This is a genomic window from Bradyrhizobium sp. 63_E2_N1_3 (assembly GCF_052076005.1).
GTDB classification, from domain to species: domain Bacteria; phylum Pseudomonadota; class Alphaproteobacteria; order Rhizobiales; family Xanthobacteraceae; genus Bradyrhizobium; species Bradyrhizobium barranii.
Window position 1 is genome coordinate 6,038,011 of record NZ_CP197235.1, and the last position, 22,853, is coordinate 6,060,863.

The following is a 22,853-nucleotide window of genomic DNA, read 5'->3' on the forward strand; positions in this document are numbered from 1 at the left end:
GCGTGCAGCGCAATATCGGCCCGCAAGACTCAACCCGCAAGACGCGAGACATTGCGAAACTCGCGCGGGCTGACGCCGGCGTGATCGCGGAAGAAGCGCGTGAAATGCGCAGGCTCCGGAAAGCCAAAACGCTCGCTGAGCTCGCCGAGCGGTGTGTCCTCGCGCATGACAGCATCGAGCGCGCGCTCCATGCGGACGACGTTGAGATAGAGCTTTGGCGAGACGCCGAGCGAGGTCTCGAACAGGCGGAAGAACTGCGCGCGCGAGAGGCCTGCGCCCTTCACGAACTGATCGACGTTGGCATAGGAATCATGCACGCGCATCGCGTCCATCGCGCGGCGGATCCGCCAGTCGCAGCTCACCGCGCTCATGCCGCGGATCGAGGTCGGGAAGCTGCGCCAGGGCGTGAAGCGCTCGATCACCGCGATCATGAGATCCGAGAGCGTCTGCTCGTGGGTCCGCACCGCATCCGGATTCGCCATCATTTCGGCCGCCAGATGCAGCGTGAGCTGACGGATGCGCGGCGACACCTCGCCCGACGGCCGCTCGAAAAAGCCCGGCGCACCGCTGGCCGCCCAGCCGGGACGGAACTCCTTCAGCCATTCCGGCTCGATATAGAGCGCCATGATCAGCGTGCGCGGACGGTTGGCGTCGTGCACATAGGCATGCGGCTTCCAACCGTCGACGAGCACGGCGGCGGTGTCTGTCAGCGGCGTGACCTGGTCGCCCACAAGAAACTGCGTGTCGGAGCCCTCGACCTTGAGCAGGACGTGGCAGTGATGATGAGCGTGGCGGACCAGCGAACGGTCCATGTCGAGCAGAGCGACCCTGCCGAAAGCGCCATGAGCGATGCGCAGGGCCGTCGACATCAGTTCCTTCCTCCCGGCAGCGTTGCGCTGCAAAATGATTGCTTCATTGGCGCGGCACTATAAGCAGCACCCGCTTCATATTCCAACGGCGCAAACCGACGCAAGTTGCTTCCGAGCGGTAATCCGCTCATGCGCGCGTCTCCGAAAGAAACCGCGCGACCGCAGCGCCGGGGTCGGCCTGCAAGGCAGTGGCGAGATCGACCTCCTCCTCGCCCTTGACGCGAATGCGCTTGAAAGCGAGCTCGGGCGCGTTGACCGGCGCGGTCGCATCGAGACCCATCTTGGCGCTGATGCCGTTGTCGGTGGTCGGATCGAGCTTCGAGCCGAGCGCGCCGGCGACGACCATGAGGTCGCGGTCGGCCTGGAAGCGCGTCGCCACCGCCCATTCGATTTCCTCGGACGAGGAGATGTCGACGTCCTTGTCCACCACGATCACCTGCTTGATGTCGTAATGGGCGCCGAAGGCGCACATCATGATGTTCTTGGGCTCCCCGTCGTTCGCCTTGTCGATCTTGATCGCGAGGTGGTAGCGGCAGGTGCCGCCGCGCGTGAGGCGGACGTCGATCACGCCCGGAAAACTGCGCCGCAGATGCTGGAGCAGCGTCGCTTCGCGCGGCACGCCGCCGAGGATCAGGTGCTCAAAACCGCCGCCCACGATGGTATGGAAGATCGGTTTCGCACGATGCGTGATCGCATCGACCTCGATCACCTCGCGATTGGCGCGCGGACCATAATATTGGGGGAATTCGCCGAACGGACCTTCCGGTTCGCGCACGCCCTGAAGAATGCGTCCCTCGATGACGATCTCCGCGTGGGCGGGCACGCGGACTGAATTGGTGCGACACTTCACGACGTCGACGGGCGCGCCGAGCAGCGCACCCGCAATCGCCATCTCGTCATCGTCAAGCGCGGCGATCGCCTGGGAGGCCAACATCAAGGCCGGATGCGCGCCGATCACGATCGCGATCTCCAGCGCCTGGCCCAGCTCCTCCGCGAGGCGGTAGTAGGAGAAGGTGTGCCGCGGCAGCAGCAGCACGCCGATGCGGTTCTTGCCAGAGATCTGGCAGCGGTGGATCGAGACGTTCTGTACACCGGTCTTCGGGTTGCGCGCGATCAGCAGGCCGGCCGTGATGTAGGGGCCGCTGTCGCGCTCATTGTGCTTGGGCACCGGGAGTTGGCGCAGCAGATCGACGTCCTCGTGGACGACGTCCTGCACCGGTCCGCTCGCGACCTCATGCGTCGGCAGTGGATGGTTTGCAGCAGCCAGGAACCGTGGCAGCAACTGGTCCTCGGTCACGCCGATGGAATCGGCGACCCAGTCGCGTCCGGCGAAGAGATTGGCGACGACGGGAATTTCATGCCCATCGGGGCGCGGGAAGAGCACCGCGCTGTCGCGCTCCAGCCGCTTGGCGACGGCGGCGAGCTCGTCAGCGAGCCCAATGCCCTCGCGGGCGATCGCGAGCTTGCCGCGCTCGGCGAGAAACGCGAGCCAGGCGCGCAGATCGGCGGGCGCGTTCGCGCCTCTCCTCGCAACATTTTCCATTGGCATACGGGTCATTCCTCAGGTCTTCAGGTCAGGGCGCGATCTTGCGCAGCGGCGGCGAGCGGCGCTTGAGCGCCTCGTCCTCGCCCCAGCGGCGCACAACGCCGATATCGATGTCGAACAGGTCGAGCACACGGCCGACGGTGTGCTCGACCATGTCGTCGAGGTTCTCGGGTTTTGCGTAGAAGGCCGGCACGGGCGGGGCGATGATCGCGCCCATCTCCGACAGGGCCGTCATCGTCCTGAGATGCCCGGTGTGCAGCGGCGTCTCGCGCACCATCAGCACCAGTCGCCGGCGCTCCTTGAGCACGATGTCGGCAGCGCGGGTCAAAAGCGTCGTGGTCACGCCGGAGGCGATCTCGGACATCGAGCGCATCGAGCACGGCGCCACGATCATGCCGGCGGTGCGGAACGAGCCGCTGGAGATCGCCGAGGCCATGTCGTCGATCGCATGGCAGACATTGGCGAGCTCCCTCACCTCCGCGATCTTCAGGTCGGTCTCGTAGGCAAAGGTCAGCTCAGCGGTCTTCGACATCACCAGATGCGTCTCGACGCCGGCATTGCGCAGGAGCTGCAGCAGGCGAACGCCATAGGTGACGCCGGAGGCGCCGGAAATGCCGATGATCATCCGTTTGGGTGTGGCGTCCTGCATATGTCTGATTTCGCTCCCAGACGGCGCGGCCCTCGAGGCCTCGCGGTCCGCCACGAGACTAGGCAATCCCACCCATCACTACAAATAATGATTGATTATATCATCCATCATCTGTGATGATGGCCGCGCACAAGCAACAGCGAACAAAGGACAGCTCCGTGGAACTCAGGCAGATGCAATATTTCCTTTGCCTGGCCGAGGAAAAGAACGTCACCCGCGCCGCGCGCCAGCTCAACATCGTGCAGCCGGCGCTGAGCATGCAGATCGCCAAGCTCGAGGCCGAACTCGGCCAAAAACTGTTCGACCGCAGCGTCCAGGGCATGACTCTGACCAGCGCCGGCGAGGCGCTGGTGCGGCTGACCGCGCCGATCGTGCGTGACGCCGAATATGCGCGGCAGGAGATGGCGCAGCTCGGCGGGCGCATTTCGGGGCGGGTCTCGGTCGGCCTCATCACGTCGGTGGCGCAGAGCACTATGGCCAGTTCGTCGGCGACGGTCGCCAGTCGTTATCCCGAGATCACGCTGTCCGCCTGCGAGGGCTATACCGAGACGCTCGTGGACTGGGTCAACACCGGTCAGCTCGATTTCGCGCTGATCAACGTGCCGCGCCGGAAGACGCCGCTGTCCGCGCATCACATCATGGACGAGGAGATGGTGTTCGCCTGCCGCAAGGACAGCCCGGTCAGGCCACCGGCAAAGCTGCGGTTCGACCACATCGCGAATTTCGACCTCGTGCTGCCGTCCAAGCGCCACGGCCTGCGGCTGATCCTGGATGAGCACGCCGCCGCCATCGGCATCGACCTGCGGCCGCGGCTCGAGCTCGACACCCTCCCCGCGCTCTGCGACGTGATCGCGACCACCGACTTTGCCACAGTGCTGCCGACCATCGCGCTCCGGCAATCGCTCGCGAGCGGCGCCATCCGGGCGCATCGTTTCGACCAGCAACGGATCGTGCGCTCGATTGCCTGGGTGCATCACCCGCGGCGAGCGGTGTCGGTCGCGGCCAAGGCGGTGCTCGACGTCATCAGCCACGATCTTGCGCAAGCGGCCGCCGTGGCGCGAGAGTTTGTGGAGCCTTTCATTGGCAGCACGACCTCATCGCCTCGCAAGGCGCGCAGCAAGACGCGGCGGAAAGCGATCTCTTGAGTGCAGAATTCCTGCTCGGACAAGATGTCGCGCCCACTGCAAAATGAGACGGGTTGGTAAGTTTTGAGACGTGCAGGCATGACGGTCGTAGCGGCCTGCTAACTACGGTCCAGGCGCAGAAAAACGCGACCTGGCGCTCATCCCCGACGACTCCCGTCCCGGACGCTCCCTGGGCTCGCAGAACAAGACACAGTCGGGAGATTCAGTCCGAGATGGCACGGTTCGGTCGCAGCAAGATCACAGATGGCGCTCACCAGGAGAGCGAGGGATTTCGTCCTGACCGGAGGTCGCTGCTCACGCTCGGTGGTGGCGCCCTGCTCGCAGCAACGGGAATGCGGCATGCAAACGCGCAAGACTATCCGACCCGCCCGGTCCAGGTGCTTGTGCCCTTCGCCGGCGGCAGCGCCAGCGACGTCATCACCCGCATCCTGCTCAACCGCATGTCCATGTCGCTAGGGCAGGCCTTCGTGGTTGACAATCGTCCCGGCGCCGGCGGCAATATCGGCACCGCTGCTGCGGCGCATGCAGCACCCGACGGCTACACGCTGCTTATGAGCACCTCCGGTCCGCTGGCCGCGAACAAATCGCTGTACAAGGAGCTGCCCTACGATCCGCAGAAGGATCTCGTCCCCATCGGCCTGTTCGCGACGCTGCCGAATGTCATCGTGATCAATTCGAGGCTGCCACCGAAATCACTGAACGAGCTGATCGACTATGCCAAGGCGCATCCGCGGGAGCTGAACTACGGAACGGTCGGCGTCGGCTCGTCGCAGCATCTGGCGGCCGCCTATTTCGAGCAGCTCACGGGCACCGAGATCACGCACGTTCCCTATCGCAATATCGCCGCCTACACGCCGGACTTCATCGCGGGCCAGGTCCCGCTTGGCTTCCAGCTCTTGCCGAACGTCATCAGCCTGATCAAGAGCGGCGATGCACGCCCGCTCGCGGTGGCCAGCGACAAGCGCATGTCCGCGCTGCCGGATGTGCCGACCGCGGCGGAGGCGGGCCTCAAGAATTACGAGAGCGCCGCTTGGCTTGCTCTGCTCGCGCCCGCGAGCACAGGCAAGGCCGTGCTCAACAGGCTCTATGCGGCGATGGCGGAAGCCGTGAACGATCCGAAGGTGCGCGCCCTCTTCGTCGAGCAAGGCGCCGAGCCCATGGTGATGGACCCACAAGGCCTGAAGGATTTCATGACATCGGAAACGACGAAATGGGCTGCGGTCATCAAGAAGATCGGCATCGAGCCGATGTAACCCCGAGCTTTTGTGCAATTATCAGCATCGTCCGGATGATCCGTCCGCGATAGCTCGCCAAAAAGCGCCTCCAACTTACGCTGCCGTGAAGGGCCGCAGATCCATGTGCCGGTTGACATCCTTATAGAGGAGATAACGGAACCGACCTGGGCCCCCGGCGTAGCACGCCTGCGGACAGAACGCCCGCAGCCACATAAAATCTCCTGCCTCGACCTCGACCCAGTCCTGGTTGAGCCGGTAGACGGCCTTGCCCTCCAAAACGTAAAGACCGTGCTCCATGACATGGGTCTCTGTGAAGGGAATAGATGCGCCCGGCTCGAACGTGACAATATTGATGTGCATGTCATATCGGATATCGGCCGGATCGATGAAGCGTGTGGTCCTCCATCTCCCATCCGTATCTGGCATTAGCGTCGGTGCGACCGAGTCCTCGTTGGTCACGATGACGTCGGGGTGAGCAAGCCCCGGTACGCCCTGATATAGCTTGCGGATCCAATGAAAATGAGCGGGGCTCGAGCTGCGATTGCGAATGCTCCAGCCGCGGCCGGGTGGAAGATAGGCAAAGCCCCCGGGTCGCAGCTCCCGCTCCTTGTCCGCCACCTCGAGGCTCAATTTGCCACCCGCGACGAACAGCGCGCCTTCGGCATCCTTGTCCGGCTCCGGCAGCTCACTTCCCCCACCCGGTGCCACCTCCATAAGATAATGGGAAAATGTCTCGGCGAATCCGGAGAGCGGTCGCGCCAGCACCCAGACACGCGTGTTATCCCAATGCGGCAGATGGCTGACGACGATATCGCGCTGCACACCGCCGGGTATGACCGCATATGCGTTCGTGAAGACCGCCCGGCCGCTCAAGAGCTCCGTCTGGGCCGGATGGCCGCCCTGCGGCACGTGATAGGTTTGCGATCGCATGGTCGTGGCCTCCGATAGGTTTCCCGTGTGGTATGTCATTGCGCGGCTCTGCTTGCCGCACGTCATTTCCCGAGAATGCTGTCCGGCGCAAAATCGAGCTGCACCATCTCTTCCAGCCAATATTCCTCAAGATTGTCGCCCCCGCCCTTCCGGTCGACGACGAAGAACGGACTGGAGTCTTCCAGAACAAGCAGCGGATGGTGCCAGCAGTTGCGGGCATAGTTTACGCCCTGGTATCCCGTTGCAGCGAAGGCCCGATAGGTCGAGGCGATATGCGGATCCGTGCAGACGACGATCAGCCAGTCCTTGCGGTTCAAGGGCATGAACAATTGACTTCCAAGCGGATGGCGCTCCATCAGCCGGATCGCGATCGGCGCAGGCCGGGTGGAGGCGACAAACCAACTGATGTTGATCTGTCCGCCTTCCGCGGTGACGTCGATCGTGGCGAGATCGTTGAAGCGCCGGGCAAAGCCTTCGTTGATCGGCAGGGGCGTCAACCCATCCGTATCGACGACCTCGCCAAACGGCGCAAATGCCTTCCTCGTTAGACGCTCAATCGAAAGCGTCAGCATCGCCATATTCCAACCAACACTCGCGTTTCACGCCGTCTGTGCACTCGGGACGGGCTCATCTCCGCCGACGGCATCGACCAGCCCCTCACTTGAGGGATCAATCTCGCCGTTCAGGATACGATGCGCCTTTGCCCTGTCGATGTCGCCTTCCCAGGACGCGACGACGACGGTGGCAACGCAGTTTCCGACATAATTGCCGAGGGCGCGGGCAATGCCGATGAACCAGTCGACCGACAGGATGAGCACAAGGCCAATCGCCGGAATGGCCGGGATAGCGGCAAGCGTCGCGGCGAGCACGACGATGGCCGAGCCCGGAACGCCGTGCGCGCCCTTCGAGGTGAGCAACGCGATGCCAAGGATGGCGAGGAGATCGCCTGTCGCAAGCGGCGTGTTGGTCGCCTGTGCGATGAAGACTGCGGCCAGCGTCAAGTAGATGGAGAACGCGTCCAGATTGAACGAGTATCCGGTCGGTATAACGAGACCAACCGTCGACCGCTTGATGCCGAGCTGCTCGAGCTTTCGCATGGTTTGCGGCAGAACGCTGTCACCTGCGGCGGTGCCGAGAACGATCATCAACTCTTCGCGCAAGTAGGCGAGCAACTTGAACAGGCTGAAGCCGGACAGTCGCATGATCGCGCCGAGCACCACGATCACAAACAGGACCACGGCCAGATAGAACAGGCCGACGAGCCCGCCGAGTTGCTTGAGCGAACCAACACCGTACTTCCCGACCGTGAAGGCGATGGCACCGAAGACGCCGATCGGCGCGAGCCGGACGACGAAATTCATCATCTTGAAGATGATCTCGTTCACGCGCTCGATGAACTCGACGACCGGCTTCGCTCGCTCGCCGCACAAGGACACGGCGCAGCCGAACATGATCGAGACGATCAGCACCTGCAGGACGTCGCCGGAGCTGAAGGCCCCCACAATCGTCGAGGGGATGAGCTTCATCAGGAATTCGGAGACGCCGCCTCCCGCGACCTGAGCCGCGGTTTGGCTGAACCCGCTAAGGGCCTTGGCGTCGAGCGTCTTCGGGTCGATGTTCATTCCTGCGCCCGGCTCGAAATAGTAGGCAAGCCCAATGCCGAACACCAGTGCGACGGTGGTGACGATCTCGAAATACAGGAGAGAGCGGATGCCGACCCTTCCAACCTTCGACAGGTCTCCCGCCGCGGCGATACCGTGCACGACGACGCAGAACACGATCACAGGCACCAGCATCTTGATCAGCTTGATGAAGCCGTCGCCGAGCGGCTTCATCTGAAGGGCGAGGTCGGGATTAGCCATGCCGAGGGCGATGCCCAGCATGAGCGCAATGACGACCTGGAAGAAGAGTGACTTGAAGATCTTGGGCACGGCTTTTCCTCGCTTGGCTGGTCTTCGACTGACGCGGCTTGGTGGGCCTTCAGGCCTCCGCCTATCTTGTTGTTTGATGGTGACGTGTCGTCGTACGCACAATGGAGCGCGCTTGCCCGTGATCGCGGACCGCGCCCGGCTCGCAGAGGGCTCCGTCGGGCATTCGTTGACCATCGCGGATCTCAAGTCCAATATATAGAACGACACGATTGATAGGTTTTCCAAATGGATCTCCGCCAGCTCCGATATTTCATCGCCGTCGCCGAAGAGCGCAGCTTCACCCTCGCCGCTCGGCGACTGAACCTTTCCCAACCACCGCTGAGCCAGCACATCCAGACGCTGGAGGCCGAGCTCAAGACGCAGCTTCTCCACAGGACCAGCCGAAGGGTCGAACTGACTAAGGCCGGTGAAGCCCTGCTGGGCAGAGGTCGCGCCATTCTCCAGCAGATCAAGCTCGCGGAAGACGAAGTTCAGTCGATCGGCGCCGGCCTTATCGGCACGCTTGACGTTGGTGCGACCGGCTCCATCTTGCGCGGTCGGCTGGCGGAACTGCTTGCCGCCTACCGAAAGGTTGCTCCATCGGTGAAAACCACGGTGCATGAGCAGGCGCCTGCATTGCAGATCGCAGCACTCCTCAACCGCACGACCAACATTTGTCTTATTCGCAGCGTTCCGACCGAACACGGCCTGACCAGCAAGCTTGCTTGGCGGGAAGAGGTGGTCCTCGCACTGCCGCACGCGCACCCGTTGGCCGGGCGCAAGCGCGTTGCGCTTAGCGAACTAGCATCGGAGGATCACATCGTCCTCGACCCCAATAGCTCGGAGTTCGCACGCTACATCCAGAAATGCTGTGTCGATGCCGGCTTTTTGCCGCGGGTATCCCAGCAGGTCGTCGACGCCCAGTCGATTCCGAGCCTGATCGTGGCGGGCTTCGGCGTGGCACTGGTGCCGCAGTCCATTGCGCGCTTCACGACAGCCGACATTGTATTCCGGCCCATCAGACCCTCACCACCCTCGGCCGATGTGTTTTTGGTGTTCCGAGAGGATGAGACGTCGATGGTCGTGCGCAATTTCATCAAATTGGCCGTTCGGTACCTAAGCCACCGCAAAAGCCCGAGGCAAGCCTCCTGAAAGAGCACGACGGTCGTCGTCGCCATCGGCGGTCGGGTCTGGGTGGCTTCCGGACATCCCGGCGTTGAACGCTCGACGGATTGTCGACTGCTGCATCGCGACCCACGCGGGCCCTGATGGCGTTCGGATTCGATTTCAGCGACGGTGCCACCATACAGTTCGTCGCGTCGAATTGTGGTTAAGAGGCTCGCAGCACGTTCGTCAATGCAGACAGCGCAGCCGGCTGATGCTGACGACTGGGGTAATACATGAAGAAGCCGGGAATTGGCGGCGTCCAATCTTCCAGCACACGGATAAGGCGACGTTTCGCAACATGCTCTGCGACCTGCTCTTCAAATGCGAGCCCCAGGCCGGCGCCAGCGAGTGCCGCCTGAATCACCAGGTGGGTATCATCGATGATGAGCGGGCCATTCACGCCGACCGTGACCGCCTTCCGTCCCTTCTCGAATTCCCACCTGTATGGACCGCCCGGAAGACGCAGGCTTATGCATCGATGGTCATTTAGATCCTTGGGTTTCCGGGGAATGCTTCGTGATGAAAAATAGCCGGGCGATCCGACCACCGCCAATCTCAACTCCTGGGTGACCCGCACCGCGATCATGTCTTTCTGAATGTACTCGCCAAGTTGAATACCGGCGTCGAACTCACCCGCAACGAGGTCGACGGGGCCAGTGACGGTAACAACGTCAAGAACGATGTCGGGGTAAGCTTCCGCGAATGCCGTGAGCCGCGGCAACAATACCATCACGGCAGCCGACCGGGACATGACAATCCGAAGGCGGCCTGCCGGCCGGTGCCGAACGTTTCGGGCCTCGTTGATGGCACGAGCAATCTGCTCAAGTGCCGGAGACAATTCTTTCAAAAGAGCTGCGCCTGCGGCGGTTGGTGCGACGCTCTTGGTCGTTCGAGCAAGAAGCTGCAGCTCGAGCCGTTGCTCAAGTCCCCGGATTGTGTGGCTCAGGGCAGACTGAGACACACCGATCTTTGCCGCAGCCCGCGTAAAGCTCCGTTCTCTGGCGACGATTGCAAACGTAGCGAGTTCGTTCAGTTCGTTTCTCATGGTTTATGAATATTCCTCATAAGCCCAAGTTGTCCAGCACGCCTATCCTCATAAGCTACTTTGTCCTAGGTTCGGTCAGCAAGGAAGACTTGAGGCAACCTTCTGCAGGTTTCGGCCGGAGACCACGCTTTCCAGCCACGCGCAGCTTCTTCCCATTCCCAAGCTGATGGATAACAGGCCTATGGATACCGATGCTCGTGCCTTGCGCTCCCTGGCGCAGACCTATTTCGACAGTGCCTATGAAATGGATGCTGACAAATTCGCGTCTATATTTCATCCCTCGAGTTCCGTGACCAAGGTCGGCGACGATGGCAACGTGAGCGTGACGCCAATTGCGACGTGGCTGGCAGCTGTCCGTAATTTGAAAGCTCCGAAGCAACAGGGCCTGGAGCGCCAGGATCAGATCCTCTCGATTGACGTTGAAGGAGAGCTCGCGCTTCTGAAGCTGAAATTGCAAATTCCGCCGCGCTACTTCACCGACATGCTGTCGTGCTTGAAGGTCGACGGAACCTGGAAGATCGCTCAGAAAGTGATGACTTCGAAACTCTGACGGTTTCGGTACCGTTTTGAGAAAGTGAATCAAACGCTTGTCAGGTTGTCCGTGAAAGCTCTGTCACAAAGCGCCAACACCTTGGGCTGCGCTTCGGGATCATGGAGGATTTGGTCACTCTCTGATGGATATGTCGACCTGCCCGCCGAATCCCTCAAATATCCAAACGACAAAGTAGGCAGGCAGACCGAACCGCCTCAGCGGGACGCTTCGCTGGTTCGATTATCGGTCAACTGCTTCCTATTCGATCGCTCTGGCATGGATCGCGTCTTGATCGATTGTGGAGCGGGCGCGAGTTGGGACCCGTCCATGGGTCACCTCGCGGAGGCGATGGCGGAGGCAGGCATCGACACGTCATCGATCACGATGATCGCCCTCACTCATGCTCATGGCGACCACGTCAATGGTCTCCTGATGCCCGACGGTCGACGCGCGTTTAACGGCCTGAGGAAGATCGTGATAGGGGCAGACGCCGTCGAGGAGTTTCTTGCCGAGCCAGTGCTGGAGCAGTTTCGTTCGCTCCTTGCCCCCGTTAACGGTGGAGATCGGCTGGCCGATCATTTACTGGCGGTGGATATACCTGGGCACGCTCGGGGCCATATGGGTTATCTCCTCAACACTGACGAGGACGATGTCTTGTTCTGCGGCGACCTTATCCACGTTCCCGTCGCACAGTTTGCCCGTCCCGAGCTTACCTGGGCCTATGACGATGACGAAGCCGTGGCGAGGGCTACCCGGATCAGGTTGCTCCGGGACGCAGCAAATGCGCAGACGTGGCTGGCCGGCACTCATTTAGGTCGACCAGGCATCGGCAGAGTGGTCGAAGACGCGAAAGGATATGCGTTCATTCCGGTCGCGTAGCGGCCCATGAGCCCGCGCGACGGGCGGCAGCACCTTCGCGCACGCCCTCGTCAGCGCGGGACGACGGCAGTCGCTTCGATCTCGACGCGCGCCGATGGCTCGACGAGGCGCACCACCTGCACGAGCGCCATACTGGGGTAATGGGTGCCGACCACCTCGCGGTAGGCCTTGCCGAGCGCCTTCAGATTCGTGGTGTATTCATCCATGTCGACGACATACCATGTCAGGCGCACAAGATGGTCCGGCCGGGCGCCGCCTTCCGCCAGGATCGCAACGATGTTTTCGAGCGTCTGCCGAACCTGCGCGACAAACCCGTCAGCGAACCGACCTGCGATATCCCAGCCGACGACACCACCCGTCACAACGAGACGTCCATCGGCCATGATGCCGTTGGCATATCCCTTCGGCTGCGGCCAGCCACCGGGCTGAAGCACTTGCAGGCCGCTCGTCGCGGCGGCTTCTGATTTCATCATCGTACTCATGCGGAGTTCTCAATCCTCTCAGCGCGGCTTCAGGAGATCGCGCGCGACAATCAGTTTCTGGACCTCGGTCGCGCCCTCGTAGATGCGCAGCGCGCGGATTTCGCGGTAGAGGCTTTCGACGATCTCACCCTTGCGCACGCCGCGGCCGCCGAACATCTGGACGGCGCGGTCGATGACACGCTGCGCGGTCTCGGTTGCCGTCAGCTTCGCCATGGCAGCTTCGCGCGTCGTCGGAAGCTTCTGGACGTCGCGTCGCCAGGCCGCGCGGTAGGTCAGGAGCGCGGCGGCGTCAGTCTCCGTCGCCATGTCGCCGAGCGCGGCCTGGGTCAGCTGGAGATCTCCCAGCGTCGCACCGAACATGTGCCGGCTGCGCGCATGCGACAGCGCTTCGTCCAGTGCACGACGGGCAAAGCCGAGGGCTGCGGCTGCGACAGACGCCCGGAAGATATCGAGGGTCTGCATCGCGAGCTTGAACCCACCGCCCGGCGCGCCGAGGCGACGGCTCGCCGGAATCCGGCAATTGGTGAAGCGCAGCGTCGCCAGCGGATGCGGCGCGATGACGTCGATGCGGTCGGCGATGCCGAAGCCGGGATCATCCGGGAATACGACAAAGGCCGAGATGCCGCGGGCACCCGGCGCCTCGCCCGTTCGCGCAAACAGCGTGTAGACGTCTGCAATACCGCCGTTGGAGATCCAGGTCTTCTCGCCATCGATGACGTAGTCATTGCCGTCGGCCCGCGCCGTGCAAGACATCGCCGCGACGTCCGATCCTGCCTCCTTCTCGGACAGCGCGAAGGCCGCCAGCCATTCGCCGGCGCGAACTTTCGGCAGCACGGCCTTGCGCAGGTCCGCCGAGCCGCCGAGCGCGATCGCGCCGGAGCCGAGCCCCTGCATGGCGAAGGCGAAATCGGCGAGGCCATCGGCATAGGCAAGCGACTCCCGCGACAGGCAGATCGAGCGGGAATCGATCGTCGTCGCATCGCCGTCGGGCGCCGCTACGGCGCAATCGAGCACCCCCGCCTCGCCCATCGCGCGCACCAGCTTGCGGCAGGCGACATCGACATCATTGTGATCGATTGTGTCGAGAGCCCCCGACTGCACGAAGCGATCGAGCGCCTCGCCGACCGCATGATGGCGCGGCTCGAAAAACGGCCAGTCGAGCCATTCGCGCCGGATCACTTTCGCCGTGGAGCTCATCTGATCCCTCCTCCGCTCATTGCGCGCTAGCTGCCGCCGCGCGCGCCAGATTGGTTTCATATTGTCCCTTGGCGGACAGATACTGCTTCGGCCACTCGACCTTGGTGATGCCGATGCGCGCGGCTTCGTGCAGCGTCCAGGCCGGGTCGGCGAGATGCGGCCGCGCGATGGCGCAGAGGTCCGCGCGGCCGGCCGCGAGAATCGAATTGGCGTGATCGGCCTCGGAGATCGCACCGACTGCGATGGTCTCAATGCCGACCTCGTTGCGGATCAGGTCGGCGAACGGCGTCTGGAACAGGCGTCCATAGATCGGCCGCTCGTCCTTCCAGACCTGCCCCGACGAACAATCGATCAGGTCCGCCCCGGCCTCCTTGAACATCGCAGCGAAGACCGCCGCATCGGCCGGAATGTTACCGCCGTCGGTCCAATCATGGCAGGACAGGCGCACCGACATCGGCCGGTCGGACGGCCACACCGCGCGCATCGCCTTGAACACCTCCAGCGGAAAGCGCGCGCGGTTTTCATGGCTGCCGCCGTATTCGTCCGTGCGCCGGTTGGTCAGCGGCGAGAGGAAGCTCGACAGCAGATAACCGTGCGCGCAATGGAGTTCGAGCCACTCGACGCCGGCGGCAGCGGCACGACCTGTTGCCGCGACAAAATCGTCACGCACGCGGTCCATGTCGCTGCGGTCCATCGTCCGCGGCATCTGGCTGTGCGGCAGATACGGCAAGGCCGACGCGGAGATCAGGGGCCATTCGCCGGATTCAAGGGGTTGATCGATCCCTTCCCAGGGCACCCTGGTCGCACCCTTGCGGCCGGCGTGGCCGAGCTGAATCCCCACCTTGGCATGCCCGACGCCATGGACGAGTTCGACCAAGCGGCGCCACTGCGCCGCCTGCGCATCGTTCCAGAGCCCGAGGCAGCCCGGCGTGATCCGCGCATCGGGCGAGACGCAGGTCATCTCAGCGAAGACCAGCGCGGCGCCGCCCATGGCGCGCGCGCCGAGATGGGCGATGTGGAAGTCGTCGATGAGTCCGTCCTGTGCCGAATACATCGCCATCGGCGAAACCATGATGCGGTTCGCAAGCGAAAGGCCGCGCACGCGGTGTGGCGTCAGCATCGGTGGCGGCACCCGCTCGCCGTCCTTGACCGCGATCCCTGAGCGTTCGGCGAACCAGCGCTCAAAGCCTTCCAGCCAGGAGCGGTCGCGCAGGCGAAGGTTTTCGTGGCTGATGCGCTGCGAGCGCGTCAGCATCGAATAGAAGAACTGCGGCGGCTCGAGCGTATCGGCATAGCGGTGGCCGACCACCTCGAACCATTCCATGGCGTTGCGCGCCGCATTCTGGATGCGCGCCACGTCGACGCGGCGCACCTCCTCGTACGCGTCCAGCACGGTTTCGATGCCGGCGCGACCGTGACCATGGCGATCGAACTGGTTGGCAAGCTCGATGGCGTCGTCGAGCGCGAGCTTGGTGCCCGAGCCGATCGCGAAATGCGCGGTATGCGCGGCGTCCCCCATCAGCACGACATGAGACTTGCCGTTGAACACGCTCCATTTGCCGCAGATCAGGCGGCTGAAATTGAGCCAGGCCGAGCCGCGCAGATGGCGCGCATTGGTCAGGAGCTTCGCGCCGTCGAGAGTCTCGGCGAAGATTTTTTCGCAGAACTCGATCGAGGCCTGCTGATCGAGCTCGCCAAGCCCGTGGGCGTTGTAGGCTTCTTCCGTGGTCTCAACGATGAAGGTCGAGGTCTCCGCATCAAACTTGTAGATGTGCGCCTGGAACCAGCCGTGCTCGGTCTTCTGAAAATCAAATGTAAAGGCGTCGAACGCCTTCTTGGTGCCGAGCCAGATGAAGCGGTTGGGCCGGATCACCATGTCGGGCTGGAACTGCTCGGCATAGCGAGCGCGGATCCTGGAATTGACGCCGTCACAGGCGACGATCAGGTCGGCGTCGGGGTATTCGAGATCGGATTCGACCTCGCGCTCGAAGACGAGCTCGACACCCAGCGCTTCACAGCGCCGCTGAAGAATATTGAGCAGATGCTTGCGCCCGATACCGATGAAGCCATGGCCCGTCGTGCGCTGGCGCGTCCCCTTGAAGACGAGCTCGATGTCGTCCCAGTGATTGAAGGCGTCCTCGATCTCGGCCGCGCTCTCGGGGTCGGCAAGGCGCATCGCGGACATCATGGCATCCGAGAACACGACGCCCCAGCCGAACGTATCGTAGGGCTTGTTGCGCTCGACGACCGTGATGACATGCTCCGGGTGCCGGCGCTTCATCAGCAGGCCCAGATAGAGACCGGCCGGGCCGCCGCCGATACAGACTATGCGCATGATCCCTCGCTTTCGCGCGTCGCGCCGTGTGCCGAGCTTTCACCCAAATTATTTTAAGCATAAAATATTTCCTCGGCGCGCGTCTTGTCAAGGCGGTTCTGCAAAGACCCGGCCCACGGGCTGGTCTCCGCGGCGTCGATCTGGAGATTCAGTGTAAATTGGACACACGGCAGCGCCGACTCCGAGCCGCTCGGGCGCAGCCTTGAATTTACTTTTGGCACGAACTATCTTGCCAATGACCACGACAGCTGCGCCGGCTTTCGTCAGGCCACCAAGCCCGGGAGATTCGATTGGCACTCGCGAAGGAGTCCACGCCTGTTTCAAAGAATGGGGCGGATCAGGACGCCGAGTACAGGGCTCAAACGCGGGTCTGGCTCCGGCTGCTCGCCTGCACGACCCTGATCGAAGGCGAGTTGCGGCGCCGGTTTCGCGAAGAGTTCGATTTCACGATGCCCCGCTTCGATGTTCTGGCCCAGCTCGACCGCGAACCGAGCGGGCTTGTGCTGGGAGAATTGCCCAAGCGCCTGATGGTCTCGGCCGGGAACCTCACGCCGATCGTGGACCGCCTGGTCGAGGACGGATACATCACGCGCACGCCCTCGAACCTCGACCGCCGCGTGCAGATTGTCTGCATGACGGTCGAAGGCCGCAAGACCTTCAGACGGATGGCCAAGAGCCACGGCGCGTGGCTTGCCGAGCTGCTGGCGGATTTCCCGGCCGACCGGTTCGACGGATTGATCGGCGAGCTCGACGACCTCAAGGGGGCCGTCAGGGACGCCCTGCAAAAACCTTGAGCGGACCGACAGTCAGCGCCGCACCTTCACTCCGGCCGCCTCGCGATCCCAAGTATCCGTGGTGATGCCCGCCTCGCGCAGCACGCCCTTCTTGATCTTGCCGTTCTCAGTCAACGGTATCTGGCTCAGAATGCGCACATAGCGCGGGATGGCGAAATAGGCGATCTGCCCTTCGCAATGCCTGACGATGTCGATGGGCTCCAGCGATTGGCCCGGCTCGAGCAGGATCGCAGCCGCAACCTCGTCCTCGCCCAGCTCCGACGGCAGCGGGTAGATCGCGCAGGCGGCGACCGCGGGATGGGACTGGATGGTCTGCTCGACCTCCCATGAGGATACGTTCTCGCCACGCCTGCGGATCGAATCCTTCATGCGATCGATGAAGCGGTAGTGTCCGTCAGCATCTCGAACGACCCGATCGCCCGAATGGAACCACAGATTTCGCCAGGCCTCGACCGTCTTCTCCGGCATGCCGAAATAGCCGGTGGCGAAAGCAAAGGGTTCTCCGGCGCGAAGCACGAGTTCGCCGGCCTGCCCGTCAGGAAGCGCTGAATCATTCTCATCGACGATCCGCGCCTCGATTCCGTCGGCCAGATAGCCCATCGTTCCCGGACGATCCGACGGGATCGTGCCCGCGAACACGAAGTTGGTCTCGGTCGACCCGTAGCCGTCAACCAGCGGCACGCCAAACCGCTCGAGGAACGGACCGTGGATTTGCGGCGGCACGCCGCCGCCAAGCGCAACGCGAAGACGATGCGCCTTGTCGTTCGCATTCTTCGGCTGCGCCAGCAGCATCGACGCCATCGCGCCGAGCAGATAGCCGACCGTCGCATTGTGCCGTTGCGCGGCCGCCCAGAATCCGGACGCGGAGAATTTCGGCTCCAGCACGTAGGTGCAGCCGTTCAGGAGCGCCTGATAGAATGCATTGAGCGCGTTGGTGTGGAACAGCGGCAGTGTCGTGAACAGTACATCGCCCTCGCGGATGCCAAGTGCCCGCGCCGAATAAATGCCCCACCAGAACAGCTGCGCCTGCGGACAGCACACGCCCTTCGCTGGCCCGGTCGTGCCCGACGTGTAGAGGATCGCAACGGTGTCGCCGGGACGCACGGCACCCGCCGGGGCCGCGGCTCCCAGCGCCGGCAACGGTACCGCGGAAAGCCTGGCGTCGACTGCACCGGCGGCAGCTCCGACGATCCAGGTGCGAGGTGGCAGGTCGACACCCGCCTCGACACTCTCGATCGCGTCGACGAACTGAGCCTCGACGACGAGGAGCGCGGGACGCGAGTTGCGGAAGATGTGGGAGAGCTGGAAGCCGCGCAGCGCGGTATTGATCGGGACCGCGATGGCACCAAGCCACGCGCAGCCGAGATAGACCTGCAGGAACTCCGGACGGTTCGAACACATCAACGCAACCCGATCGCCCGGCCTAATCCCGGCATCCACGAGCGTCTGAGCCGACGCGGCCGCGATCGCCGCGGTCTGCGCAAAGCTCCAGCGCGTCTCACCAGCGACGAGCAGCACGCGCTCGCCGTAGCGCTCGGCCTGCCGGGTGAGGATCGTTGAGAGGATGCGGTCCGACGGCGGAAACGACGTCACTGCACACGCCCAGGCCGGCGTCACGTTCTCCCGGCCGACCGCGTCGCTGACGTTCACCGGCGCGTTCTCCGTCACGATCATGCTCCCGTCTCAGGGCAACAGCTTGTATTTGCCGTTCTCAATCTGGACCATGACGCGCGAGCGATCGTCGACGCCATGCCGATCCGCCGGCGTATAGGTGTAGACGCCCTGCGTCCCGACGACCTCCTTGGTCGTGAACAGCGCCTGACGAAGCGCGGTGCGGAATTCCGGCGTGCCGGGCTTGGCACCGGTTGCCATCGCGCGTTTGGCGGCATCGGCGAAGACGAGCCAGCCGTCGAAGGAATAGGACGAGAATGAATCCGTCGGCGCCTCGCCGTTCGCCTTCTCGAAGGCAGAGCGGAAATCCAGGGCCACCTTCTGGATCGGATTGCCGGACGGGAGCTGCTCCGCCGCGGTCACGGGTCCAGTCGGGCAGATGATGCCGTTGGCGGCCTTGCCGGCGAGACGCAGGAAATCGGCGCTGATCAGCCCATGATTGCCGTATAGCGGCCCTTTATATCCGCGCTCGGACAAGGCGATGACCGGCAGCGCGCCGGGCGTTCCAGTGCCGCCGAGCATGATGGCGTCGGGACGTGCGGCGAGTGCGCGCAGCACCTGAGCCGTCACCGAAGAATCCGATCTGGCGTAGCGTTCGTTGGCAATGATCTTGATGTCGGTCGTCTTCACACTCTGCTCGAGCGAGTTGTACATGAGGTCGCCGAACGCATCGGAGAAGCCGATGAAGGCGACCGTCTTCAGGCCCTTCGCCTTCATGTGGTCGACGATGCCTTGCACGAGAAGCGGCGTCGGTTGCGGCGTCTGGACGACCCAGGGGCCGCCGTCGCCCGGCGGCACCGGCGCGATCGGCGATACCGCGATCATCGGCACTTTCATCTCGATCGCGGCGGTCGCCATCGCCAGGGTCTGCGGCGCACCCGACGTTCCGATCAGGATATCGACCTTCTCCTGCTCGACGAGCTTGCGCGCGTTGCGCGCCGAGGCGGTGGCATCGGAAGCGTCGTCGAGTTGGATGACGCGGACCTTCTCGCCGCCGATCTCACCGACATAGGCCCCTCCCGCGGCGATGCCCTTCGCATTCGGGATGCCGATCGAGGATACCGGCCCGCTGAGGCCGGTGACGAAGCCGACGAGGATCTCGGCCTGCGCAAGTTGCGGGACGGCGAGAAGCAATGCGGTGGAAGCCAGCAGGCTCTTGATCAAGTTCATGGCACCTGTCTTTCGTGAGGATGTCTGTTCCGATTGGCAAGCGCCATGGATTGGGTTCAGGCTGACGCAACCAGCGCGATGACGCGAAGCGGACTGCCGGAGCCGTTCTGGATCTTCAGCGGCGAGGCCACGATGACCGCCCCGGTGGGTGGAAGCTGATCCAGGTTGCACAGGCATTGCAGGCCGTAGCGTCCGGCGCCGTGCAGGAAATGATGCGCTGGATAAGGCGGCTCGAAATGACCGGCCTGGCCCGCATCTGTACCGATGGTCTCGGTGCCGAACCCGATGACGCCGCGCTCCTCCACCAGCCACTTCATGACGGCCGCGTTGGGGCCGGGCGTATGTGCGCCGTCATCCCTGAGATTGGAGTAGTCGCGCCAGCCCTTCTTCGACCAGTCGGTCCTGAGCAGCACCCAGTTCCGCTCGGGGATCCGGCCGTGCTTTGCTTCCCAGGCCTCGACGAGCGGGACCGTCAGCAGGAAATCGGGATCCTGCGCCGCCTGCGCGGAGCAGTCGATCACGCAGGCCGGCGCGATCATGTCCTTGGTCGGCATCGTGTCGACGGCATTGTTCGGCAGGTTCTTGCCCGTGAACCAGTGGATCGGTGCGTCGAAATGCGTGCCGGTGTGTTCGCCGAACGTGACGTTGTTCCAGTACCAGGCCGGACCGCGACCATCATAACGCGAGATTTCCTGGATGCGGACCGGCGCGGCCTGGCCGAACTCCGGCGGCAGCACGATGACCGGAAAATCCGGACTGAGCGTAAATGTGAGATCGACGACGCGCACCGCGCCGGAAGAAACCGCACCCGCCAGCTCCAGGAGATTGTTGCTCTGCATCGTCACGTCCTCCGGCTTGGTTGAAATCCCGATGTCACCTGTCGAGCTCGCGCTCGAGCGCTTTTGGATTGGCCGCGAGACGTTGCCGGATCTCTTCGGCGACATCTCCGACATACATCTCCTCGAGCCCGCCTTTGAGACCCGACACGATCGCCTGCGCGATTGCGCGCGGCGCGACCTTCGGCGGCGGTACGGTCTGGAACCACTCGGTGTCGACGGGCCCGGTGAACAGATTCATCACCCTGACGCCGCCGGGCCGCAGCTCGGCGCGGAGGCAGTGCGAGAGCGACAGGCACGCCGCTTGCGAGGCCGAGTAGGCGCCAAAGGCAGGCCAGTTCGCCAGCGCATAGACCGAGAGAATGTTGACCCACGCGGCACTGTTGTTGATGCCATCGGCACCGCGCATCCGCATGGCGGGGCCAAAGGCCTGTGCGAGGTTGATGAAGCCGAGATAGGCCTGGTCGATCTCGTCGCGCGCGATGCTCGTGCCCCTGCGGTCGAGCAGGCCGCCCGGCCGCACATATTCCGTCGTGTTGACGAGGATATCGACCTTGCCGCCGATGTCGGCCGCGAGATCGGCCGCAGATTTCTCGTCGGCGGCGTCAAGGGTCACGATCTCGATTCCGTCATGGCCGCGCAGCAGCTGCTCGCCGGCGAAAGGCCGCCACGGTTCGGCAACCCCGACGAACACCGTCTTGGCGCCTGCGGCCTTCAAGGCGGCGACGGCCTCCTGACCGATCACGCTCCGACCGTTGGTCACCAGCACGCGCCGGAATTTCGGATCGGCCGTCATTTCCCGCCATTGCTTGTCGTCTGCCATGTTGGGAGTCTCCCCCTCGGGATGGGCAAAGGCCACTGCCTGGCCGCTCTTGTCGAGTTGAAACGACATGCGGACCGGTGCCCCCTCCACGCAGTCGGCATGGAGGTGCGTCACAATCGTCGGACCGCAATCCATCTTCACGAGGCCGATGCGCCAGGGCGCCCGCTCGCGGAAATAGACATCGCTCGGCACGCGCGCAGTGGTCTCGCAAAGAAGCATGCCCCGGCGCGGCGCGTCGACGAATGCGAGGCCGGCCGACAGGCAAGACGGACAGGCCTCCCGCGCCGGATAAGCAAAAGAACCGCAAGCGTCACAGCGTTGCAGCATGAAGCGGCCCTCGGCGGCTGCCCGCGTAAACCCATGCGACGTCCTGCTGCGCGGTCGCGGCGGCGAAGCAGGCAGCCGCGTCCGCAGCAGCGGGTTCTTGCGCCGGGGCGGCTTGATCGGCTCTATCATCGCGACGGCCCTGCAAAGATCGCGGCGCCCGAGGCGAGACCACGGTCATAGTTGATCATACCGAACCCCGAGGCCAAGGCGACGCTCGCGTTCCCGACCTGCGTGGGGCCTGCAGTCCCCAGAACCTGTCGAAGTCCCTCGACGAGACCGAGATAGGCGCCGGCGGCGCCGGCCTGTCCGGCCGAGAGCTGTCCGCCCGACGTGTTGTGCGGAAAGTCGCCGTCGATGGTGAGATCGTGCTGGCGCACGAACTCGGCCCCCTCCCCCTTGTTGCAGAAGCCGAGATCCTCGAACTGCATCATCGTGATGACGGGGTAATCGTCATAGGTCTGCACGATATCGAGATCGTCAGGCTTCACGCCGGCCATCGCATAGAGCTCGCCGACGTCCATTGCCCAGCCGCCGCGAACCTGCATCGGATCGTCGGCAAAGGCATTGTGCCGCTCGATCGTCGAAAGCAGCCGTGCTGCTGTCAGCCCGAGCGAAGCCGCGGTCTCGTCTCGCATCACCAGGAAGGCCTCGGCGCCGGCGCATGGCATCACGCAATCGAAGAGATGGATGGGATCCGAGATCGGCCGGGCCGCCAGATACTGCTCCATCGTCATTGGCGTCTTCATCAGCGCATGCGGGTTGCGCAGGGCATTGGCGCGCTGGGCGACGGCGATCCTGCCGACATCCTCACGCGTGACGCCAAAGGCCCGCATGTAGTTGCGGGCGATCAGCGCGAAGCTCGCATTGGCGCCACCGGCGCCATAGGGATAGACGGCATCCTGGTTGAAGCGCGAGAAGTTCTCCAGCGTCAGCCGGAAGGAATCGACGTGGTTGGTATCGCCGGCGATGCACGCCACGATGTCGGCGTCGCGCGCCTGAACCGCGCGCGCCGCTTTTCGCAAGCCTGCGATGGCGCTGGCGCCACCGAGCGGAATCGTATCCAGCCATCGCACGCAGAGCCCGAAATGCTGCGTCAGCCCGATCCCGCTGTCGGTGCCCATGGTGAAGCTGGAGACGCACAGACCGTCGATGTCGGAAGCCTTGATGCCCGCCTGCGCAACGAGCGTGCTCAGTGCCCGCCCGATCCACCACTGTGCACTCTCGATGGAGTAGCGCACATAGGGAATCGTGACGGGCGCCGCAATCACGACGCCGTCGTACGGTGTGCGCAAAGTATTGGTCACCAACCGC

21 protein-coding genes are annotated in these 22,853 nt (G+C 63.6%); 6 read left to right on the top strand and 15 right to left on the bottom strand.

The genetic code is table 11. From position 1 onward, the window contains the following. Positions 1 to 29 precede the first annotated feature (29 nt). From AB7531_RS29080 to AB7531_RS29090, 3 genes are all read right to left on the bottom strand, one after another. Positions 30 to 869, bottom strand: a complete 840-nt coding sequence (locus AB7531_RS29080) for a helix-turn-helix transcriptional regulator (RefSeq protein ID WP_014496257.1) — start codon at positions 867 to 869, stop codon at positions 30 to 32. 127 nt (positions 870 to 996) lie between these two features. Then, on the bottom strand, positions 997 to 2,418 hold the full coding sequence (locus AB7531_RS29085) for a UbiD family decarboxylase (RefSeq protein ID WP_063984199.1): 1,422 nt from the start codon (positions 2,416 to 2,418) through the stop codon (positions 997 to 999). Between the two features lie 25 nt (positions 2,419 to 2,443). Then, positions 2,444 to 3,064, bottom strand: coding sequence for a UbiX family flavin prenyltransferase (locus tag AB7531_RS29090; RefSeq protein WP_063984200.1), 621 nt, complete (start codon positions 3,062 to 3,064; stop codon positions 2,444 to 2,446). Positions 3,065 to 3,237: 173 nt separating this feature from the next. On the opposite strand from AB7531_RS29090, the gene AB7531_RS29095 reads away from it, so the two are divergent. Continuing rightward, positions 3,238 to 4,209 (top strand): LysR family transcriptional regulator, encoded by a 972-nt coding sequence (locus AB7531_RS29095; RefSeq protein ID WP_063986499.1) that lies wholly within the window; start codon positions 3,238 to 3,240, stop codon positions 4,207 to 4,209. Positions 4,210 to 4,421: 212 nt separating this feature from the next. Continuing rightward, positions 4,422 to 5,462: a Bug family tripartite tricarboxylate transporter substrate binding protein gene (locus AB7531_RS29100; RefSeq protein ID WP_063984201.1), complete on the top strand. Its 1,041-nt coding sequence runs from the start codon at positions 4,422 to 4,424 to the stop codon at positions 5,460 to 5,462. 75 nt (positions 5,463 to 5,537) lie between these two features. On the opposite strand, the gene AB7531_RS29105 is transcribed toward AB7531_RS29100, so the two are convergent. The 3 genes from AB7531_RS29105 to AB7531_RS29115 form a co-directional block, all read right to left on the bottom strand. Further along, positions 5,538 to 6,374, bottom strand: a complete 837-nt coding sequence (locus AB7531_RS29105) for a bifunctional allantoicase/(S)-ureidoglycine aminohydrolase (protein WP_063986500.1) — start codon at positions 6,372 to 6,374, stop codon at positions 5,538 to 5,540. A 62-nt stretch (positions 6,375 to 6,436) separates the two neighbouring features. Further along, a complete protein-coding gene (locus tag AB7531_RS29110; RefSeq protein ID WP_063986501.1) occupies positions 6,437 to 6,946 on the bottom strand; it encodes an ureidoglycolate lyase in 510 nt (169 codons plus the stop codon). Between the two features lie 27 nt (positions 6,947 to 6,973). Beyond that, a complete protein-coding gene (locus AB7531_RS29115; protein WP_063984202.1) occupies positions 6,974 to 8,305 on the bottom strand; it encodes a C4-dicarboxylate transporter DctA in 1,332 nt (443 codons plus the stop codon). A 225-nt stretch (positions 8,306 to 8,530) separates the two neighbouring features. Between AB7531_RS29115 and AB7531_RS29120 the strand changes: the two genes are divergently transcribed. Further along, the gene (locus AB7531_RS29120; protein WP_063984203.1) at positions 8,531 to 9,436 is read left to right on the top strand and encodes a LysR substrate-binding domain-containing protein; all 906 of its coding nucleotides are present in this window, start codon (positions 8,531 to 8,533) and stop codon (positions 9,434 to 9,436) included. Between the two features lie 178 nt (positions 9,437 to 9,614). Here the strand turns inward: AB7531_RS29120 and AB7531_RS29125 are convergent, their stop codons facing one another. Next, the gene (locus tag AB7531_RS29125; protein WP_063984204.1) at positions 9,615 to 10,496 is read right to left on the bottom strand and encodes a LysR substrate-binding domain-containing protein; all 882 of its coding nucleotides are present in this window, start codon (positions 10,494 to 10,496) and stop codon (positions 9,615 to 9,617) included. A gap of 181 nt (positions 10,497 to 10,677) precedes the next feature. Between AB7531_RS29125 and AB7531_RS29130 the strand changes: the two genes are divergently transcribed. Together AB7531_RS29130 and AB7531_RS29135 are read left to right on the top strand one after the other, a co-directional pair. After that, the gene (locus AB7531_RS29130) at positions 10,678 to 11,046 is read left to right on the top strand and encodes a nuclear transport factor 2 family protein (RefSeq protein ID WP_063984205.1); all 369 of its coding nucleotides are present in this window, start codon (positions 10,678 to 10,680) and stop codon (positions 11,044 to 11,046) included. Positions 11,047 to 11,097: 51 nt separating this feature from the next. Then, positions 11,098 to 11,907, top strand: a complete 810-nt coding sequence (locus tag AB7531_RS29135) for an MBL fold metallo-hydrolase (RefSeq protein WP_063986502.1) — start codon at positions 11,098 to 11,100, stop codon at positions 11,905 to 11,907. Between the two features lie 50 nt (positions 11,908 to 11,957). Here the strand turns inward: AB7531_RS29135 and AB7531_RS29140 are convergent, their stop codons facing one another. The 3 genes from AB7531_RS29140 to AB7531_RS29150 are packed head-to-tail and all read right to left on the bottom strand — an operon-like array spanning position 11,958 to position 15,921. After that, on the bottom strand, positions 11,958 to 12,389 hold the full coding sequence (locus AB7531_RS29140) for a RidA family protein (protein WP_063984206.1): 432 nt from the start codon (positions 12,387 to 12,389) through the stop codon (positions 11,958 to 11,960). An 18-nt stretch (positions 12,390 to 12,407) separates the two neighbouring features. Then, positions 12,408 to 13,586, bottom strand: a complete 1,179-nt coding sequence (locus tag AB7531_RS29145) for an acyl-CoA dehydrogenase family protein (RefSeq protein ID WP_063984207.1) — start codon at positions 13,584 to 13,586, stop codon at positions 12,408 to 12,410. Positions 13,587 to 13,602: 16 nt separating this feature from the next. Then, positions 13,603 to 15,921: a bifunctional salicylyl-CoA 5-hydroxylase/oxidoreductase gene (locus tag AB7531_RS29150; RefSeq protein ID WP_063984208.1), complete on the bottom strand. Its 2,319-nt coding sequence runs from the start codon at positions 15,919 to 15,921 to the stop codon at positions 13,603 to 13,605. A 290-nt stretch (positions 15,922 to 16,211) separates the two neighbouring features. Between AB7531_RS29150 and AB7531_RS29155 the strand changes: the two genes are divergently transcribed. Next, entirely contained in the window at positions 16,212 to 16,715 is a 504-nt protein-coding gene (locus AB7531_RS29155; protein WP_028149405.1) for a MarR family winged helix-turn-helix transcriptional regulator, read from the top strand. Between the two features lie 12 nt (positions 16,716 to 16,727). On the opposite strand, the gene AB7531_RS29160 is transcribed toward AB7531_RS29155, so the two are convergent. The 5 genes from AB7531_RS29160 to AB7531_RS29180 are packed head-to-tail and all read right to left on the bottom strand — an operon-like array spanning position 16,728 to position 22,846. Next, positions 16,728 to 18,389 (bottom strand): ATP-dependent acyl-CoA ligase, encoded by a 1,662-nt coding sequence (locus tag AB7531_RS29160; protein ID WP_063984209.1) that lies wholly within the window; start codon positions 18,387 to 18,389, stop codon positions 16,728 to 16,730. A gap of 9 nt (positions 18,390 to 18,398) precedes the next feature. Further along, on the bottom strand, positions 18,399 to 19,556 hold the full coding sequence (locus AB7531_RS29165) for an ABC transporter substrate-binding protein (protein ID WP_063984210.1): 1,158 nt from the start codon (positions 19,554 to 19,556) through the stop codon (positions 18,399 to 18,401). A gap of 56 nt (positions 19,557 to 19,612) precedes the next feature. Next, positions 19,613 to 20,395 (bottom strand): cyclase family protein, encoded by a 783-nt coding sequence (locus AB7531_RS29170; protein WP_063984211.1) that lies wholly within the window; start codon positions 20,393 to 20,395, stop codon positions 19,613 to 19,615. A gap of 34 nt (positions 20,396 to 20,429) precedes the next feature. Further along, the gene (locus AB7531_RS29175; RefSeq protein ID WP_084795214.1) at positions 20,430 to 21,671 is read right to left on the bottom strand and encodes an SDR family NAD(P)-dependent oxidoreductase; all 1,242 of its coding nucleotides are present in this window, start codon (positions 21,669 to 21,671) and stop codon (positions 20,430 to 20,432) included. After that, positions 21,668 to 22,846, bottom strand: a complete 1,179-nt coding sequence (locus AB7531_RS29180; protein WP_063986504.1) for a thiolase family protein — start codon at positions 22,844 to 22,846, stop codon at positions 21,668 to 21,670. The genes AB7531_RS29175 and AB7531_RS29180 overlap by 4 nt, the downstream gene beginning before the upstream one ends. Between the last annotated feature and the right edge of the window lie 7 nt (positions 22,847 to 22,853).

Bases quoted from the DNA above. Each gene is read 5' to 3' on its own strand.
- AB7531_RS29080 (WP_014496257.1), bottom strand. From the start codon at position 869: ATGTCGACGGCCCTGCGCATCGCTCATGGCGCTTTCGGCAGGGTCGCT.
- AB7531_RS29085 (WP_063984199.1), bottom strand. From the start codon at position 2,418: ATGCCAATGGAAAATGTTGCGAGGAGAGGCGCGAACGCGCCCGCCGAT.
- AB7531_RS29090 (WP_063984200.1), bottom strand. From the start codon at position 3,064: ATGCAGGACGCCACACCCAAACGGATGATCATCGGCATTTCCGGCGCC.
- AB7531_RS29095 (WP_063986499.1), top strand. From the start codon at position 3,238: ATGCAATATTTCCTTTGCCTGGCCGAGGAAAAGAACGTCACCCGCGCC.
- AB7531_RS29100 (WP_063984201.1), top strand. From the start codon at position 4,422: ATGGCACGGTTCGGTCGCAGCAAGATCACAGATGGCGCTCACCAGGAG.
- AB7531_RS29105 (WP_063986500.1), bottom strand. From the start codon at position 6,374: ATGCGATCGCAAACCTATCACGTGCCGCAGGGCGGCCATCCGGCCCAG.
- AB7531_RS29110 (WP_063986501.1), bottom strand. From the start codon at position 6,946: ATGCTGACGCTTTCGATTGAGCGTCTAACGAGGAAGGCATTTGCGCCG.
- AB7531_RS29120 (WP_063984203.1), top strand. From the start codon at position 8,531: ATGGATCTCCGCCAGCTCCGATATTTCATCGCCGTCGCCGAAGAGCGC.
- AB7531_RS29125 (WP_063984204.1), bottom strand. From the start codon at position 10,496: ATGAGAAACGAACTGAACGAACTCGCTACGTTTGCAATCGTCGCCAGA.
- AB7531_RS29130 (WP_063984205.1), top strand. From the start codon at position 10,678: ATGGATACCGATGCTCGTGCCTTGCGCTCCCTGGCGCAGACCTATTTC.
- AB7531_RS29140 (WP_063984206.1), bottom strand. From the start codon at position 12,389: ATGAGTACGATGATGAAATCAGAAGCCGCCGCGACGAGCGGCCTGCAA.
- AB7531_RS29145 (WP_063984207.1), bottom strand. From the start codon at position 13,586: ATGAGCTCCACGGCGAAAGTGATCCGGCGCGAATGGCTCGACTGGCCG.
- AB7531_RS29150 (WP_063984208.1), bottom strand. From the start codon at position 15,921: ATGCGCATAGTCTGTATCGGCGGCGGCCCGGCCGGTCTCTATCTGGGC.
- AB7531_RS29160 (WP_063984209.1), bottom strand. From the start codon at position 18,389: ATGATCGTGACGGAGAACGCGCCGGTGAACGTCAGCGACGCGGTCGGC.
- AB7531_RS29165 (WP_063984210.1), bottom strand. From the start codon at position 19,556: ATGAACTTGATCAAGAGCCTGCTGGCTTCCACCGCATTGCTTCTCGCC.
- AB7531_RS29170 (WP_063984211.1), bottom strand. From the start codon at position 20,395: ATGCAGAGCAACAATCTCCTGGAGCTGGCGGGTGCGGTTTCTTCCGGC.
- AB7531_RS29175 (WP_084795214.1), bottom strand. From the start codon at position 21,671: ATGATAGAGCCGATCAAGCCGCCCCGGCGCAAGAACCCGCTGCTGCGG.